Source organism: Bradyrhizobium sp. SZCCT0148 (genome assembly GCF_018129985.1).
Classification (GTDB): Bacteria; Pseudomonadota; Alphaproteobacteria; order Rhizobiales; family Xanthobacteraceae; genus Bradyrhizobium; species Bradyrhizobium japonicum_H.
This window is the reverse complement of record NZ_JAFCKT010000016.1, coordinates 24,890-41,471: the sequence shown is the minus strand read 5'-3', so window position 1 is coordinate 41,471 and position 16,582 is coordinate 24,890. Positions and strand designations below refer to the sequence as shown.

Genomic DNA, 16,582 nt, shown 5'->3' with positions numbered 1-16,582 from the left:
TCAGCGTCTCCTGGTGCCGAACACCGACGAGAACCGCGTCGCGCCGTGGGATGGTGCGGGCGGACGCGGCGGGGGAGGCGGCGGTGTCGGTGGGGGCGGATCACGCGGTGGCTCGCGCGTTGCAGTCACCGGCGCGCGGTCATAGCTCGTGCGTTGCTGTGCAGGTGCAGCCGGACGGCTACGCGACTCCGTCGGCGTCGGTGGGATCGCCGCGCGGCTGCCGCCGCCGTCCTTGCGCGAGGAGGCGCGCTTGAACTCGTCGCGGATCGGCCATTTGGCCTTTTCGGCGGCGACCTGAACGCATTCGATCAGCGCGGTGTTCTTGGCCTCGCGCCGGTGCGCCTTCATGTCGCCGTCGCGATAGGCGTTGAGAATGCGGAACTCCATCGGGTCCATCCCGACGAGGTTCGCGAGCTTGTCCATCTGGCACTCGATCGCGAAGTCCATCGCGGTGACGCCGAAGCCGCGCATGGCGGTCGCGGGCGTGCGGTTGGTGAAGACGCAGTAGACGTCGCCATAGACGTTCGGGATGGTGTAGGGGCCCGGCAGGTGGGCTGCGCACTTCACGGCGGCGTAGCTCGACAGCCGCGTATAGGCGCCGCTGTCGAAATAGGCGTGGATCTTGCGGGCGACGATGCGGCCGTCGCGCATCACGCCGTCCTTGATGTAGATGCGTTCGGCTCCGCGCGGCGGCCCATACTGCATCTCCTCCTCGCGCCCGAACACGTAGCGCACGGGGCGTCCCGTCAGCATCGCACCGAGGATGGCGAGCGGCTCGGTCAAGGTGTCGACCTTGCCGCCGAAGCCGCCCCCGACGGTGCCGCCGATGAAGTGAAAGGTGTTGGAGGGCACGTCCAGGATCTTCGCGCAGGTGTCGACCGAGAAGAACAGCGCCTGGGTCGAGGTGTAGACGACGTAACGGCCGTTGGTGTCTGGTGCGGCAATGGCGCCGTTGGTCTCGGTCGGCGCGTGCTCGATCGGCGACATCTGGTAGCGTTGCTCCAGCACGTGGTCGGCGGTCGCGAGCGCCGCGTCGGCATCGCCGAAGCGCAGGCGCTGATGGTCGTAGGCGTCGTGATAGATGAACGCGTTTTTCGGATAGGTCTCGTTGACCACGGGCGCGCCGGGTTTGAGCGCATCCTCGACGTCGAACACGGTCGGCAGGGGCTCGTAATCGACCTTGACCTTTGCGATGGCCTCGAACGCCTCGCGCTCGCTGTCGGCGACGATGGCGAGGATCGGCTCGCCCTTGTAACGGACCTTGTCGACCGCGAGCGACGGCTCGTCGTCCTTGCCGAAGTTGATCAGGCTGAGCAGGGTGTTGAGATTGACCGGCACGTCGGTGCCACGGATGATGCGACGCACGCCGGCCGAACGTTCGGCCTCGGCCGTATCGATGCGGCGGATCCTTGCATGCGCCTGTGTCGAGCGCACCACCTTCAGGTGCAGCATGCCCTGCAGCTTGTGGTCGTTGAAGTAGCTCGACGTCCCCGTGACATGGCCGAGCATGTCCTGGCGCTGGGTGCCCTTGCCGATTTCATTGAGATTATCGTCGCGCTCGTCGGCGAAGATGTCCTTGCGAAGTTCCAGCATGGTTGACCTCAGGCGCTGACCCGGCCGCCGGCGGCGGCCAGGATGGCGTTGATGATCGGCTCGTAGCCGGTGCAGCGGCAGATATTGCCGGAGATGGCCTCGACGACTTCGTCGCGGCTCGGCGAAGGATTGCGGTCGAGCAGCGCCTTTGCCGCCATCAGCATCCCCGGCGTGCAATAGCCGCACTGGGCCGCGAAATGGTCGGCGAAGGCGCGCTGCAGCGGGTGCAAATGCGGGCCTTGCTTCATGCCGTCGAGCGTCTCGATCGAACGGCCGCCCACGGTCTCCGCCAGCGTCAGGCAGGAGAGATGAAGCTCGCCGTCGATCAGAACGCTGCAGGTGCCGCAGCCGCCCTGGCCGCAGCCGAATTTCGGCGTCATGTCGCCGATCATCTCGCGGAGTGCAACCAGCAGATTGGTGCCGCCATCGACGAAAATCGCGACGTCGCGGCCGTTGTGACGGAATTGCAGGGGGATCTTGGACATGGGCTCTATTCCTGTCCCGACAGCAGACGTCGCAGATGGACGCCGACGATCTCGCGGCGATACCAGGCGCTGCCGAGCGCATTGTCGGATGGCGATGTTCCCTCGGCTGCGGCGGATGCGGCCGCCGCAATGGTCGCGGCATCCAGCGAGCGGCCCTCGAGTGCACGCTCGGCGGCACGGGCGCGGATCTGGGTCGGCGCCATCGATCCCAGCGCAATCCGGGCGCCCGCAATTCGCCCGCCGCTGATCGGAAGATGCGCAGCCAGCGTGATCACCGAGCCGCCCTTTGGCTTGATGCGGGCGATCTTGCGATAGCGGAATGCATCGCTGCTCGCCGGCCGGGTGCAGGAGACAGAGAGGACCAAGGTTCCGGCCTGCCGGTCGCGCGCCTGCAAGAACTCTTCGATCGGGATGTCGCGTGACCCAAAGCCACCCGCGACCGCGACGGTGGCATCGAGCGCCAGCAGCGCCACGGTGAAATCGCCATAGGGACTGGGTGCGAAGAGATTGCCGCCGACCGTGCCCATGTTGCGGACGGCGGGGCCGCCGATCGAGCGGGCGGGCGCGTGCAGGAAGGCGAGGTCGCGCTCGGCAAGGACGCGCGCGAAGGTCACGCCGGCGCCGAGCGTGACGCGCGGGCCGGAGGCATCGATCCGGGTCAGCGCCTGGTCCTGGGCGCGGATGACGGTCGCGATCGCCACATCGCCCTCGTTCAGCGCGCGCATCACCAGCGTGCCCCCGCCGAGATAGCGCGCGCTGCGGTCCGAGGACAACGCCCCGGCCGCTTCGCTCACGCTTGCAAACGTCTTCACTGTCACGGCCATGATTATGCGGCCTCCTTCAGATGGCGGCGGATCGCCTCGAACCCCGCCTGGTAAATGTCTTCTGCGACCATATGCGTGATGCGGTCGCGATCTTCCGGCTTGGTGGTGAAGCGGGACTCCCAGTGCCAGAAGGTGCGGTCGCCGTCGGTGACCGGCAGCAGACGGACATGGGCGACGTAGTTGAACATCGGCATCGGCGTATCGAGCAGGCAATAGCTGAAAGACTGCTCAAGGTCCGACAGCGCCAGCAACTGCTCGCGCAGCTCGGAGCCGTCGTTGAGCTTGAACCGCCTGATGCAGCCGATCCTGTCGGAGGACTGCGCGCGCTCGATCGAGGACGTCGCGACGACCGGGTGCCAGCGATCGTGCCCGTTGAAATCGCGCAGAACGGTCCACACCGCATCGGTCGGCGCGTCCAGTATCGTGCTCTTGACGACATGCGGCACGGCTAGCCTCCGAACACGCGCTTGAGCGCATCGAACCCGCCCTGGAACACGCCGCCGCCGATGTTGCCGACGAGTTCGGCCTCGCGCTCCGGCGCGCAGTCGAATTCGGCGGTCCATTCCATGAAGGTCTGGTCGCCGTCGGTGACGGGCGTCAGCCGAAGGGTTGCGACGTAGTTCTCGACACCCATCGGAGATTCCAGGATCGAATAGGTACAGAACATGTCGTAGTCGGAGAGGCCGAGCAGCTTCTCGCGGATTCGGTCGCCGTTGCGCAGGCGGAAGTCCCGTACGCAACCGATCTTGTCGGAGGGCTCGCCGCCCTCGATGCGGCTTTCGGCGATCGCCGGATGCCAGTTCGGCAGGCCGTTGAAATCGCGCACCCGCGCCCAGACGCGGTCGTTGCGGGCATTGACGACGGTGGAGACGTAAACGCGAGCCATGGCGCGACCTCAGCTCTTCTTCTTGGGCCCGGCTGGCGGCTCGCCACCTTCGGCCGAGGGGGCAGGCGGGGCGCCCGGCTTGTCGCCGCCACCTCCGCCCCCGCCGCCCTTGCGCGCGGATTCCTTGATGCCTTGCATGTCACGGGCTTCGCGGATCAGGCCAGGCATCTTGGAGAGGCTGCCGCCTTCGACACCGATGTCGGCGAGGATCGAATCGATCAACGGCGCCTGGACGCGGTAGCGCAGGGCGGAATCGATGACCTCGTCGGTGGCGCTGCGGCCGCCACTGCCACTATTCCCATGGCCGTTGAGGCCGTCGACCTGGAGGATGCGGATGCCCTCGATCTTCTCCATCGGCTTGACGCTCTCGCGCACGATGCCCTCGATGCGGTCAAGCAGCTTGCGGCGGAACAGCGAGTAGCGGGCCTGATCGGTCAGCACGTTCTCGGCCTCGTTCAGCAGCCGCTGCGCTTCCGCCTCGACGGCGGCGCGGACGCGCTCGGCCTCGGCGGCGATGCGGGTTTCCTCGGCCTGCGTCTCGGCGAGCAGCACCTCGACCGTCTTGCGCCGCTTGGCGATCTCGCTCTCGCGCGCCGTGATGACGCGCTCGGTGGCTTCGGTCGCGCGCATCCGCGCTTCCTCGGCCGACGCCTTGGCGGCGGACTCTTCCAGGGATTTCGTGTGGATCGCAATGGCCTTCTCCATCAGGACGGTCTCGACCTCCTTTTCGCGATTCACCTCGAGCTTGCGCAGCTCGCGCTCGCGACCGACGCGGGCCTCGTCGAGGCCCCGATCGGATGCGATGCGGGCGCGTTCGACCTCCTCGCGTGAGGCGATTTCGGCCTCTTGCAAGGATTGAACGCGGGCGACCTCCAGCTGCTCGATCGAGCGGCGACGCTCGATGCGAGCCGCCTCCAGCGCCTGCTCGCGCGAGACATCCGTGGTCTCGATTTCCTTGCGCGCCACGATTTCGGCCTGCCGGACCTGGCGGTCGGCATCGATCCGCTCGGACTTCTTGGTCGACAGCGCGATGACGCGGTCCTCGTCGGCGATCTCGATCGCCTTCTTCTGCTCGATGTTGAGCACCTCGCGCTTCTTGGATGAGTTGATGCGTTCGGCCTCCAGCGCCAGATCGACGGTGATGCGCTGACGCTCGATGGCGTCGCGCCGCTTCAGCTCGGCTGCCTCCAGCACGCCGGTGCGCTCGATTTCGAGCGAACGGGTGTCGCGCTCGGCCTGGATGCGCTCGGCCGCAACGGCCTTCTCCTGGGCGATGCGGGCCGCCTCGATCGCCTCGCGGGAGGCGATGTCGGCTTCCTCGACGGCGCGGTTGCGGGCGATCTCCAGCGAGCGCACGCGCTCCTCCTGGGCAATGCGTGAGGCCTCCGTGGTCTCGCGCGCGGCGATGCCGGCGACGTCGAGCGCCTGGTTGCGCTCGATCTCCAGCTGGCGCGTGCTCTGCTCGGCGGCGATGCGCTCCGCGGAGAGCGTCCGCTCTCGGGCGATGCGGGCGGCCTCTACCGCGCGCTGCGCCTCGATCTCGGCCTCCTGGATGGTACGCACCTGCTGGATCTCCAAGGCGCGGGTCCTCTCATCCGAGGAGATGCGCTCGACATTGACGATCAGCGTCTGGGCGATGCGGGCCTTCTCGGTCGCCTCGCGCGCGGCGATCTCGGCCTCGTCGACGGCGCGGGTGCGCTCGATCTCGCGTCGGCGTGTTTCCTCCTCGTTGGCGATGCGGGCGTCGGTGACGACGCGATCCTGCTGGATCCTCGCCTTTTCGATCGCTTCGCGCGCCGCGATCTCGGCTTCCTCGACCGTGCGCATCCGCTCGATCTCGCGCTGGCGCACCTCGCGCTCGGAGGCGATCCGGGTGGTATCGATCGAGCGCTGGTTGGCGATCCGGGTCTTCTCGATCTCCTCGCGCGCCAGCAGTTCCTTCTCCTCGATGGTGCGGGTCCGCTCGATCTCCTTCTGGCGGGTCTCGCGCTCGGAGGCGATGCGGGCTTCCGCGATCGCCTGGTCATTGGCGATGCGGGCGCGCTCGATCGCCTCGCGCGCGGAGATCTGCGCCTGCTCGGCCTCGGTCTCGCGGAGCGCCCGTTCACGGGCGACTTCCGTGCGCTGCAGCGCGCGGCGCATCTCGATGTCGCGTTCCTGCTCCAGGCGCGCGGTCTCGCTCTCGCGCTCGATCTCCAGCGCCTGGCGCTCGGCCTCCAGATTGCGGGTGCGGATCTTGATCATCGAGTCCTGCTCGATGTCGTTGCGCAGCTTCCGCTTGGCCTCGATGTCCTGCATCAGCTGGGTCAGGCCTTCGGCGTCGAACCGGTTCGAGGGGTTGAAGAATTCGAGGTCGGTCTGGTCGAGATCGGTAATCGCGACCGATTCCAGTTCGAGACCGTTCTGGGCGAGGGCCTCCGTCGCATTGGCCTTGAGGCGGGCGACATACTCGCCACGCTGCTCGTGCATCTGCTCCAGCGTCATTTCGGACGCAACCGAGCGGATCGCCGAGATGAACTTGCCGGCGAGGAGGGCGTGGAGCTGCTCGGGCTCCATGGTGCGGCGGCCGAGCGTGGCGGCTGCGATCGACACGGCCTCGCGGGTCGCCTGCACGCGGACATAGAAATCGGCCTCGATGTCGACGCGCATGCGGTCGCGGGTGATCACGGCGTCCTGCTTGGAACGCACGATGCCCATCGGCAGCACGTTCATGTTGACCGGTGTGTAATCGTGGATGAAGGGCATCACGAAGGCGCCGCCGTTGATCACCACGCGTTCGCCGAGGAAACCGGTACGGACGAACGAGGTCTCCTTGGATGAACGGTGATAGAGCCAATTCACGATGTAGACGCCGACCACGATGACGACGATCGCGACGATCAGCCAGAGGATCAATTCACCGACCAGATTGCCTGACATCTTTCCCTCCCTCGTACCTTCGGCGTTATCGCGCGCCGATCGCCTTGAATTGACGCACCTGCTCCGTCAGCGCCCGTTCCACCGGCAGCCGCTCCATCGAGGAGGCGCCGTAGAAGCCGTGGCAATGGCGGGTGTTCTTCATGATGAAATCGGCGTCGGCGGGATCCGCGATCGGGCCGCCATGTGCCAGCACCAGGATCTCAGGATTGACGCTGAGCGCGGCCGACGCCCAGGTGTCGATCCGCGCCGGGCAATCCTTCAGCTTCGGTGCCGTCTGCGCGCCGATCGAGCCGCCGGTCGTCAGCCCCATGTGGCAGACGACGATGTCGGCGCCGGCGATCGCCATCGCAGCCGCTTCCTTCTCGCTGAACACATAGGGTGTCGTCAGCATGTCCTTGTCGTGCGCCTTGGCGATCATGTCGATCTCGAGCGCGTAGGACATCCCGGTCTCTTCGAGATTGGCGCGGAAGGTGCCGTCGATCAGGCCGACGGTCGGAAAGTTCTGGACGCCGGCGAAGCCAAGCGCCTTCAGCTGGTCGAGGAAGACGTCCATGTCACGGAACGGATCGGTGCCGTTGACCCCTGCGAGCACCGGCGTTCTCGTGACCACGGGCAGCACCTCGCCGGCCATCTCCAGTACGATGGCGTTGGCATCGCCGTAAGCCATCAGCCCAGCAAGCGAGCCGCGGCCCGCCATCCGATAACGTCCGGAATTGTAGATCACGATGAGATCGACCCCGCCGGCCTCCTCGCATTTGGCCGATAGGCCGGTGCCGGCACCGCCGCCGACGATCGGCTCGCCGCGCTTTGCCATCTCGCGAAATCTCTTCAGCAGTGCTGCGCGTTCAAACCTGGCCATCTCTCACCTCGCTAGTCTGCGCCGCGCGCCGGGTCGCCCGAACAGGGTTCGGAACGCACCAACGATGGCGGCGGCGAAGTCGGGATCGTTGATGTTCTTCGGCATGCGAATGATCTGGCGATGACCCGTCTGCCGCACGGTCCGCTCCAGCGCGCGGAACAGCGCGGCGTCCGCATCGGGGTCCCAGAACGGCTGGCCGCGGGCATCGAGCGCGGAGACGCCGCCCTCGGGCAGGAAGAAACGAACCGGTCCGTCCATCTGGTTGAGCCGTTCGCCGATCCAGCGGCCGATGCGCTCGTTCTCTTCCACCGTCGTCCGCATCAACGTCACCTGCGGATTGTGGACATGGAATTTGCGGCCGCGGTAGCGCTCGGGAATGGTGTCGGGCGCGCCGAAATTGACCATGTCGAGTGCGCCGACCGAGCCGATATAGGGGACGCGCGTCCGGATGATCGCGCCGAAGCGGTCATCGGTGGCGGGAAACACGCCGCCCATCAGGAGATCGCAGACCTCCGTCGTGGTGAGGTCGATCACGCCGGCGAGCTGGCCGGACTCGACGAGTTTCTCCATGGAGCGGCCGCCGACGCCGGTGGCATGGAAGACCAGGCATTCGAAATCCTCGCGCAGCTCGGCCGCGATCTTCTGCACCGCCGGCGTCGTCACACCGAACATGGTGATGCCGACCGAGGGCAGGGCGGCAGCTGGGCGCGCCGCGCGCTGATCGAGCCGCGCCTTGACCATGCCTGCGAGGGCATTTGCGGCGTTGGCCAGCACCGCGCGCGAGATCGAGTTGAGCCCCTGCACGTCGGTGACGGAGTACATCATGGTGATGTCGGCGGGGCCGACATAAGGCCCGACATCGCCGGAGGCGACGGAGGAGACGATCAGCTTGGGCACGCCAATCGGAAGCGCGCGCATGCCGGGGGCAACCAGCGAGGCCGCGCCCGAGCCGCCAGCCGAGATCACCCCGGCGACATTACCCTGGCGCCGCAGCCAGCTGGCAAACGCATCGGCCATTGCCGTTACGGCCGCGCCGCGGTCGGGGCCGAATACGGCGGAGCCGCCGCGGCCGTGGTTCAGTGCGATCTCCTGCGCCGAGACATCGCAGCTGGAATGCTTGCCGCTGGTCGAGACGTCGACCAGCCGCGTGCGCAGGCCGGTCTCGGCGATGATGTCGCGGATGAAGCGTAGTTCGAGACCTTTGGTGTCGAGCGTGCCGACCACCAGCACGACGGGCGGACCGGCGGTCTGCGCCGCCGCCGGTTCGCGCCTGCGCCGCGCGGTGTCGTCGAGTCGCGCGACCTGTGTCGAGAGCGTGCGCGCTGCAGCCTCGATGCGGGCGATTGGCACCGGTTGCGACCACCGCGTCGGAGGCGTCGGGTTGGAGATGTAGATCCGGACCGGACCGTCGCGGCGCGGCGCCGGGGCCGCTTTTGTCTCCGGGCCGGATGCGGGGATGTCGAGATCCGGCTCGAGTTCGGCGTGAAGCCCGACCCCGAGCAGACGCTGCTGCAAGTTACGGTCGGCGGCGAGCCGTGCGGAGTCGATGATGCGGTTGATGCGGCCGTTGACCATGATCGCGACGTTGCGCGAGACCGCGGTGGCGACGCCGATATTCTGCTCGATCACGAGCACGGACATGTCGCCGTCCTCGCCGAGCCGCAGCAGCATCTCCTCGACCTGCGCCACGATGACCGGCGCGAGGCCTTCGGTCGGCTCGTCCATGATGAGCAGGTGTGGATTGGTGAGAAGCGCGCGCGAGATCGCCAGCATCTGCTGCTCGCCGCCGGAGAGCTGGCCGCCGCCGTGGCCTTTGCGCTCGGCAAGGCGAGGGAATGTGTCGTAGATGCGCTCGATCGTCCAGGCGCCGGACCGCAGCCCGCCGGCGAGCCGCAGATGCTCGTCGACGCTGAGCGAACGCCACAGGCGGCGGCCCTGCGGCACATAGCCTACACCAAGCCGGGCGATGCTGGCGGGAGGCCGCCGCGTGATGTCTTCCCCGCGGATCCGGATCGACCCGCCGCTGACGGCGACCAGGCCCATGATGGCCTTGCAAAGGGTGGTCTTGCCCATGCCGTTGCGGCCAACGACGGAGAACACGCCGCTCTCCAGTGTGAGGTCGACGCCTTGCAGGGCGTGGGAGTGACCGTAATAGACGTCGAGGCCACGGACCTCGAGTGCGGCCGCAGCGCGGCGGGCCTCATTCATGGCCGCCTCCGAGATAAAGCTCCTGCACCTCGGGGTCGGACTGGATCTCTTCCGGCAGGCCCTCCTTGAAGATGCGGCCGTTGTGCATCATCGTGACGCTCTCGACGACGCGCAGCGCCACGTCCATGTCGTGCTCGATGATGATGTAGCCGATATGGGGCGGCAGCGAGGTCAGGATCTCGATCAGCTCGGCACGCTCGGTCGGCGACAGGCCCGCGGCCGGCTCGTCGAACAGCACGAAGCGGGGCGCGCCGGCGAGCGCGAGCGCGATCTCGAGCTGGCGCTGCTGGCCGTGGGCGAGTTCGGCGACGCGCTGATCCTTCACGGCGGACAGATGCACGGCCTGGACGAGATTGTCCGCCGCGTGCATCAGGGCATCGTTCTGTCCCGGACGCAAGAACGAGAAGCGGCCGCGCGAGACGCCGCGGCAGGCGAGATAGACATTGTCCTGCACGGTCAGGCCGGGAAACAGCGCGGAGATCTGGTAGGTCCGGCGCAGCCCGCGGCGGATGCGTTCATAGGGCGGGAAATGCGTGACGTCCTCTCCGAAGAAGCGGATCGTGCCGGAGGAGGGCGGGAAGTCGCCGGTGATGCAATTGAACAGCGTGGTCTTGCCGGCGCCGTTCGAGCCGAGCACCGCGCGGCGTTCGCCGGGACGCACCGTGAGGGTGACGTCGGTGAGCGCGGCGAGCGCGCCGAACAACCGCGTCACGCCGCGCAGCTCCAGCGCGGCGCCGGCGCCGACGGCCGAGAGGCGGTGGGCGACGCTATCCATGGCGACGCCCTCCACCGGAACGGTCGGCGCCGCGGCTCTGGCGCCAGCGCTGCCACAGCCCGATGACGCCGTCCGAGGACCAGAACACGATGGCGAGGAAGCCGAGTCCGATCAGCAGCCGGAACCGGTTGCCGTCGAGACCGATCCTGACCAGGAAATCGAGCGCGAAGGTGCGTAGCAGCACGAAGATCAGCGCGCCGATGAAAGGGCCGATCGGGCGCGTGATGCCGCCCACGACGGCGATGATCAGCACGTCGATGCAGGCGCCGACGCTGACGGAGCCCGGCGAGATCTGGCGGTAGTTCCAGACCTGGAGGACGCCGGCGAGCGCCGCGATGAACGAGGCGAAGGCATAGGCCGCGACGCGGTGCGCGTTGACGTTGAAGCCCAGAGCCGCCATGCGCCTGGGATTGTCGCGCACGCCCTGCAGCGCGAGCCCGAACGGGGCGCGCGAGAGATATTCGACCGCGAAATAGCAGAGCGCTGCGACCGCAAGCACGATGTAATAGAAGGGAATGTCGGCGCGCCAGTTGACGCCCCAGAAGTGCGGCGTGGCCACGGTGTTGATGCCGGTATGGCCGTTGAAGATCGCCCAGTTCTGGTTGGTGAAATAGTAGAAGGCGGCTCCGATCGCGAGCGTGATCATGATGGTGTAGATGCCTTCGGTGCGCACCGCGAGCGCTCCGCCGAGCGTGCCGAAGGCGGTCGCCAGCGCCAGCGCCATCGGAACCGCAAGCCACCATGGCCAGCCCAGGCTGATATTGGCGTTGCCGCTGATGCCGAACACGGCGACCATGTAGGCCGAGAAGCCCGCGATGGTGAGCTGCATCAGGCTGACCATGCCGCCGTAGCCTGCGAGGACCATCAGGCTCAGCGCCATGGTGCCGAGGATCAAGGTGGACGCGAAGATCTCGATCAGGAAGAAGCCGTTGGCGATCAGCGGCATGATCACGAGAATGGCCGCGACGATCCAGGCCGCGGGATGGTTGATCTCAGGCCAGACGCGCGCCGGGCGCTGCGCCAATGCGGCGTGCCGTACGGCGATGCGGCTATCGTGGGCGAGCGACATCTCAGCGCCTCGCCAATAGGCCTTGCGGCCGGATCGCCAGCACCAGCACCATGATCAGGAAGGTCACGACGATGGCATAGGTCGGGATGTAGACCGAGCCGAGCTGCTCGGCGAGGCCGATGATCAGCGCGCCGAGCGCCGCACCGGGAATCGAGCCCATGCCGCCCACGATCACGACGACGAGCGAGGCGAGCAGGAAGCGGATGTCCTCGCCCGGCGACAGGGACTGGAAGGTGCCGCCGACCACGCCGGCGACGCCGGCAAGCCCCGCGCCGAAGGCGAACACGGCGACGAAAACAAGCTGGATGCGCACCCCGGTCGCCGCGAGGATATCGCGATCGTCGACGCCGGCGCGGACGATCATGCCGATCCGGGTGCGGTTGAGAGCAAGCCACATCGCAACGCCGATGACCACGGAAGCGGCGAAGATCACCAGCCGGACCATGGGATATCGGAGATACACCGGTTCGCCCGAGGACTTGATCGCCGTGACCAGCGGCAGGTCCACCGGCCCGATCAGCCAGTTCGGCGTCTGGATCTGGTAGAAGTCGCCGCCGCAGGCCCACAGCATGAGATCGGCGAACACGATCGACAGGCCGATCGTCACCATGGTCTGCCTGAGATCCTGTCCCTCCATCCTGCGGAATACGATCAGCTGCAGCAGGACGCCGACCAGGGCGGTGAGGATGAACGCGACGATGAAGCTGAGGATCCAGGAGCCGGTCGCCGTGCTGACGGCGTAGCCGACATAGCCGCCGAACAGATAGAGCGAGCCGTGCGCGAGGTTGACGTTGCGCATCAGGCCGAAGATCAGCGTGAAACCGCTGGCAACGAGAAAGTAGAGGCCTCCGAGCGTGATGCCGTTGAAGACCGCGTTGAGGAAGACGCGCTTGCGGCCGATGGCTTCTTCGAGGCCCGGCGGCCAGATCGCGAAGACCAGCCACAGCACCACAGCAATGGCGATGATCGAGATCAGCGCCCAGGCCGGATGGCGTTCGACAAAGCGGCTCATGGCTTCACCTCGCCCCGCCTGCGGGGAAAGGTCGCGCCGAAGGCCTTACCCCAACCCTCTCCCCGCAGGCGGGCAGAGGGGGCAGGCAGACCGTCACCGCCGCTAGCCTCACCATGAACGCGCGCTCCCTTCGGTCGCGACCCTCTCTTTCGGGATCGCGTTGCCCGCATCCTAACGGGGCTGCGAGGGCGACGTTTGATCGTGAGTATCTTTTCGTGGCCCGCTCAGGCGCGCAAAATCTTGGCTGCGCGACGATAATCGGTCGGCGCCATCCCGACATTGGCAGCGAAGAAGCGGGTGAAGCCGCTCTGCGAGGAAAAGCCGAGATCGAAGCCGATATCGGCGATCGGCGCCTCGCTCGCTACCAGCGCTTCCAGCGCCTGTTCCATGATCAGCGTGTTGAGATAGAGGTTCGGCGTCACGCCGGTCTGGACGCGAAACAGCCGGTAGAAATGTGGCCGCGACAGGCCGGATTCCCGCGCGATCGCGTCGAGCTCGATCTCGGCGCCTGGGCTTTCCGACATCATCTTGATGCACTTGCGCACGCGAAAATCGGTGACGGAGCCGTTTGCGCGAGGATCGCGCGCGATCTCGGCCTGCTGCCAGCTTTCGTCGTAGCAGACGTCGATCAGCCGCCGAAGCTCGGAATCCAGGCTGGACAGCGATGGTGCGCCGCACACGAGCGCGGCGGTCCGCCTGATATGCTTGTCGAGCGCCGGCGTGCGCCGGATCTGGGTGCGCCCGAAACGCATCCGGTGGGTGCCGGATGGATCGGGTGCAAACCATTCTGCGTTGACATAGAGCACGAAGAAGATTGCGCCGCCGTCGAGGTCGGTCGGCAGGAAATTGTGCGGCTCCCACGGATTGACCGCGACCACGGACGTCTCGTCGAGATCGTGGTGTCCGTCGGAGACGTCGATGCATGCGGGCATGCCGCCGACATGGAAGATCAGATGACCTTCACGATGGGCGTGAATGTTGAAAGGGCGGTTCAACTGATAAACCGTCGCCCGGCCAAACCGGCCATGGAAGACGGCGAGCGCACGGCTCATGCCTTCCCCTCCCGAATGTTCTTGTCTTTTCGCTCAGCGTTCAACAACGCCGGCGAGATTGCAAGAGCGGAGAGCGACCGCGTCAGCGAGTCGCTCCCCGGTTGTGCATCGCAGGAGTGATGCGTCAGTACTTCTTACATTCCGGAACGGTGCGGCTCGGCAACCCGATCTTGGAGAAGACCGCCGGGTCGTAGCCGAGCGTCTGGTTGACGTTCGGGATCACCTTCACGACCTTGCTGAACAGCGCGCCCTTGCCGTCGTCGACGACTTCGGTGACGAAGTTGGTGCCGATCGCCTGGCGGTTGGCATCGAGCTTGATCTTGCCGTTTGGCGCATCGATCTCGATCTTGGCGAGCGCTTCCTTGTACTTGGCCTGGTTGTTGGAGAGATCGCCATTGACCGCACGCAGCGCCAGGATCAACGCCATGGTCGAGCCGTAATAATTGGTGGCGAGCAGCGACGGACTCGGGAATCGCTTGTTCGGCGGGAAGGCGTCCTGATAGGCCTTCACGAATTTCTGCCAGCCCGGATCCTCCCAGGTGTCCGCCTGGCCGCTCGCCGCGATGGTGCCGACAAGGGCGTTCTTGGCATTGCCTTTCGACGACAGGATGGTCTGGTCGATCATGATGGAGCCGCCCATCAGATGCGCCTTGCCGCCGGCCTGTTGATACTGATTGAGGAAGTTGACGGCGTCGGCGCCGCCGAGCCCGAGATAGATCGCATCGACGTCGTCGGGCAGTGCTGCGATGACCGAGGCGAAGTCCTTGGTGCCGAGCGGCACCCATTGCCGGTTGGTGACCTGTCCGCCGGCACCGCAGAACTCGAGCACGAGGCCGAACACCTGGGTGTAGATGAAGGAATAGTCTTCGCCGACGGTCGCGATCTTGCGATACTTCTTTTCCTCAAAGGCGTATTTGCCGAGGCCGACCTGCCACTGCGCGCCGTCCATGTTGTAGCGGAAGAAGTTCGGGGCAGGATCGACATAGGTCGTTTCCTGCGCGCCGGAGGCCGCGTTGATGAAGGTCAGCTCGGGATGGGTTTTTGCGAAGTTCTTCACCGCGATGCCCTCGTCGCCGGAGAGCGGCGAGAGCAGGATCTGCACCTTGTCCTGCTCGATCAGCTTGCGCACGGCGCGCACCGCGCTGTCCGGCGTCGCGTCGGTCGAGGCGACGATGAATTCGAGCTCCTTGTCGCCGACCTTCTTGCCCAGGACGTTGAGGGCCGTCTGGTGGCCGCGCATGCCGTCCTCACCGAGCACCGTGTAGGTGCCTTCGAGGGTTGCGGTCACGCCCACCTTGATTTTCTCCTGGGCGAAGGCCGCGGTTGAAAGAAACAAGCTGCTCAGCGCGAGCAGTCCCACACTGCATTTCGACATTGTGCTCCTCCCTGTGTGTCGTCTTTTGTCGCCGCGTGGCTCCCGAAGGGCCCGCGACTTTGACGGGAAAGCTAACCGAAACCGGATGCGGTGCATGCGCTGGCGCCTCCTTTGGTTTGACGGGCAGTCTCATTTTTGAATGGTGCGGCGCAAATGGTTCCGCGGTGCAGCAGCGCGGATGCAAGAGGCTGCTCGGTGCGAAGAAGCACCGTGGGTCCCGCAGGAGCATTGCCTGTGTCGCGCTCAGCGGATCAAGGTGCGCCAAAATATTCCACTTTATCGAAATTCGGTTTCGGCGTATGTGTCACTCATCCCGGCTCACCCAAGAGGGGCGGCGTGAAGTCGTCATGTTCGCGAGCCGGGCTTGCGGTGGACGCGGCAGCGTCACGAGAGGCGCGGGCAGGGCGGGTAGTCTCTGTGAGCCCGAGGCCACGTGCGGACGACGGCGCTGTCAGGTTTCGTACGGCTCGTAGCCGCAAGCTCGGTCTAGCAGGGGGGTAAAGCGGCTTGTCCGCCATAGCTCGAAGAGCGACGGCGGAAGCGTGCTCACGCCTATGTTGCTCATGGAGGGAGATGGTGGGCACGGCGCTACGCGCCTTTGCCCACCCTACGCAATACGTTGGCGACGAAGCAATCCAGAACGTCTCCGCGGAGAGTCCCGGATTGCCTCCAGTACATCTCGATCAGGCGGCGGTTGACGCCTTGGCGTTGACGCCCTTGCGAAGCGCCACCGTGTTCAGCTTGGTGTTGGCGGCTTTCTCTTCGTTCAGATTGGTCGTGAGAAAGCGCACGATGTCGTCGTGGCCGAGTTCTTCCGCCCAGGCGATCAGCGTGCCGTAGCGGCACATCTCGTAGTGCTCCACCGCCTGCGCGTTGGCGACGATCGCGGCGTCGAGCACGGCCTTGTCCTCGATCTCTCCGGCGGTCTCGTCGGCTTCCTTGATGATGCCGTCGATCGCAGGACATTGCGTGCCGCTAGGCTCCTTGCCGAGCTTCGCAAACACCTTGCCGAGCCGCTCCACCTGCTTGTTGGTTTCGTCCAGATGGGCTTTCAGCCCGGTGACAAGGTCCCTGTTGGTCGCCTTGTCGATCATCTTCGGCAGCGCCTTCAGGATCTGCTGCTCCGCGTAGTAGATATCCTGCAGCCCGTGCAGCAGCAGGTCTTCCATTGTTTTGATGTCCTTGGTGAAGAAACCCATAAATGACACTCCTTTGGCAATGATGACACTGGAACGCTCTGCGGCGGCAGCTGTTCCATTCCGTGGTGACACGAGGAGAGCCGAATGAGCGACGGAATTGATCATCTTGCGGGGCTGCTCGGGCGCGCGGCGATGGACGTGTGGGGCGATATGCCCCGCGATATCCAGGAAGCGCTGTTCGAGACCGCCATGAAGGGCCGCGCCACCGAGCGCGAAGAGCTCGCCCGCCTGCTGCACGAGCGGCACCCGCGCACGCTTCATCCGGCCCAGCCGGGCTAATGCCGTGGGTGGAACGATCATACGTCGCGCCGATTGATAATCGGGCG

Annotated in this window: 15 protein-coding genes; 1 reads left to right on the top strand and 14 read right to left on the bottom strand. The window is 66.1% G+C overall.

Translation table 11 applies throughout. The features are described from left to right. The 14 genes from JQ580_RS29740 to JQ580_RS29675 form a co-directional block, all read right to left on the bottom strand. Positions 1-1,593, bottom strand: a complete 1,593-nt coding sequence (locus JQ580_RS29740) for a xanthine dehydrogenase family protein molybdopterin-binding subunit (protein ID WP_212284258.1) — start codon at positions 1,591-1,593, stop codon at positions 1-3. Between the two features lie 8 nt (positions 1,594-1,601). Further along, positions 1,602-2,078, bottom strand: a complete 477-nt coding sequence (locus JQ580_RS29735) for a (2Fe-2S)-binding protein (RefSeq protein WP_212284257.1) — start codon at positions 2,076-2,078, stop codon at positions 1,602-1,604. A 5-nt stretch (positions 2,079-2,083) separates the two neighbouring features. Continuing rightward, positions 2,084-2,902 carry an FAD binding domain-containing protein gene (locus tag JQ580_RS29730; RefSeq protein ID WP_212284255.1) on the bottom strand — a complete coding sequence of 273 codons (819 nt, stop codon included), beginning with the start codon at positions 2,900-2,902 and terminating at the stop codon, positions 2,084-2,086. Between the two features lie 2 nt (positions 2,903-2,904). Further along, entirely contained in the window at positions 2,905-3,348 is a 444-nt protein-coding gene (locus JQ580_RS29725) for an SRPBCC family protein (protein WP_140480729.1), read from the bottom strand. Positions 3,349-3,350: 2 nt separating this feature from the next. Beyond that, positions 3,351-3,788, bottom strand: coding sequence for an SRPBCC family protein (locus JQ580_RS29720; RefSeq protein ID WP_106952325.1), 438 nt, complete (start codon positions 3,786-3,788; stop codon positions 3,351-3,353). Between the two features lie 9 nt (positions 3,789-3,797). Next, positions 3,798-6,707: a flotillin family protein gene (locus JQ580_RS29715; RefSeq protein WP_212284253.1), complete on the bottom strand. Its 2,910-nt coding sequence runs from the start codon at positions 6,705-6,707 to the stop codon at positions 3,798-3,800. Between the two features lie 25 nt (positions 6,708-6,732). After that, positions 6,733-7,566 (bottom strand): phosphoenolpyruvate hydrolase family protein, encoded by an 834-nt coding sequence (locus tag JQ580_RS29710; protein ID WP_212284251.1) that lies wholly within the window; start codon positions 7,564-7,566, stop codon positions 6,733-6,735. A gap of 3 nt (positions 7,567-7,569) precedes the next feature. Then, positions 7,570-9,774 (bottom strand): ABC transporter permease, encoded by a 2,205-nt coding sequence (locus JQ580_RS29705; protein ID WP_212284249.1) that lies wholly within the window; start codon positions 9,772-9,774, stop codon positions 7,570-7,572. Continuing rightward, complete coding sequence (locus JQ580_RS29700) at positions 9,767-10,549, bottom strand: ABC transporter ATP-binding protein (RefSeq protein ID WP_212284247.1); 783 nt, start codon at positions 10,547-10,549, stop codon at positions 9,767-9,769. The genes JQ580_RS29705 and JQ580_RS29700 overlap by 8 nt, the downstream gene beginning before the upstream one ends. Then, on the bottom strand, positions 10,542-11,618 hold the full coding sequence (locus tag JQ580_RS29695; RefSeq protein ID WP_212284245.1) for a branched-chain amino acid ABC transporter permease: 1,077 nt from the start codon (positions 11,616-11,618) through the stop codon (positions 10,542-10,544). Before JQ580_RS29695 ends, JQ580_RS29700 begins: the two co-directional genes overlap by 8 nt. Before the next feature lies 1 nt (position 11,619). After that, positions 11,620-12,630 carry a branched-chain amino acid ABC transporter permease gene (locus JQ580_RS29690; RefSeq protein ID WP_212284243.1) on the bottom strand — a complete coding sequence of 337 codons (1,011 nt, stop codon included), beginning with the start codon at positions 12,628-12,630 and terminating at the stop codon, positions 11,620-11,622. A gap of 224 nt (positions 12,631-12,854) precedes the next feature. Beyond that, complete coding sequence (locus JQ580_RS29685) at positions 12,855-13,682, bottom strand: helix-turn-helix transcriptional regulator (protein WP_212284241.1); 828 nt, start codon at positions 13,680-13,682, stop codon at positions 12,855-12,857. Between the two features lie 124 nt (positions 13,683-13,806). Further along, positions 13,807-15,057 carry an ABC transporter substrate-binding protein gene (locus JQ580_RS29680; RefSeq protein ID WP_094891189.1) on the bottom strand — a complete coding sequence of 417 codons (1,251 nt, stop codon included), beginning with the start codon at positions 15,055-15,057 and terminating at the stop codon, positions 13,807-13,809. Between the two features lie 683 nt (positions 15,058-15,740). Then, complete coding sequence (locus JQ580_RS29675) at positions 15,741-16,256, bottom strand: YciE/YciF ferroxidase family protein (protein WP_212284239.1); 516 nt, start codon at positions 16,254-16,256, stop codon at positions 15,741-15,743. An 84-nt stretch (positions 16,257-16,340) separates the two neighbouring features. Here JQ580_RS29675 and JQ580_RS29670 point away from each other — a divergent pair, with 84 nt between their 5' ends. Beyond that, positions 16,341-16,535 (top strand): hypothetical protein, encoded by a 195-nt coding sequence (locus JQ580_RS29670; protein WP_212284237.1) that lies wholly within the window; start codon positions 16,341-16,343, stop codon positions 16,533-16,535. Positions 16,536-16,582 lie beyond the last annotated feature (47 nt).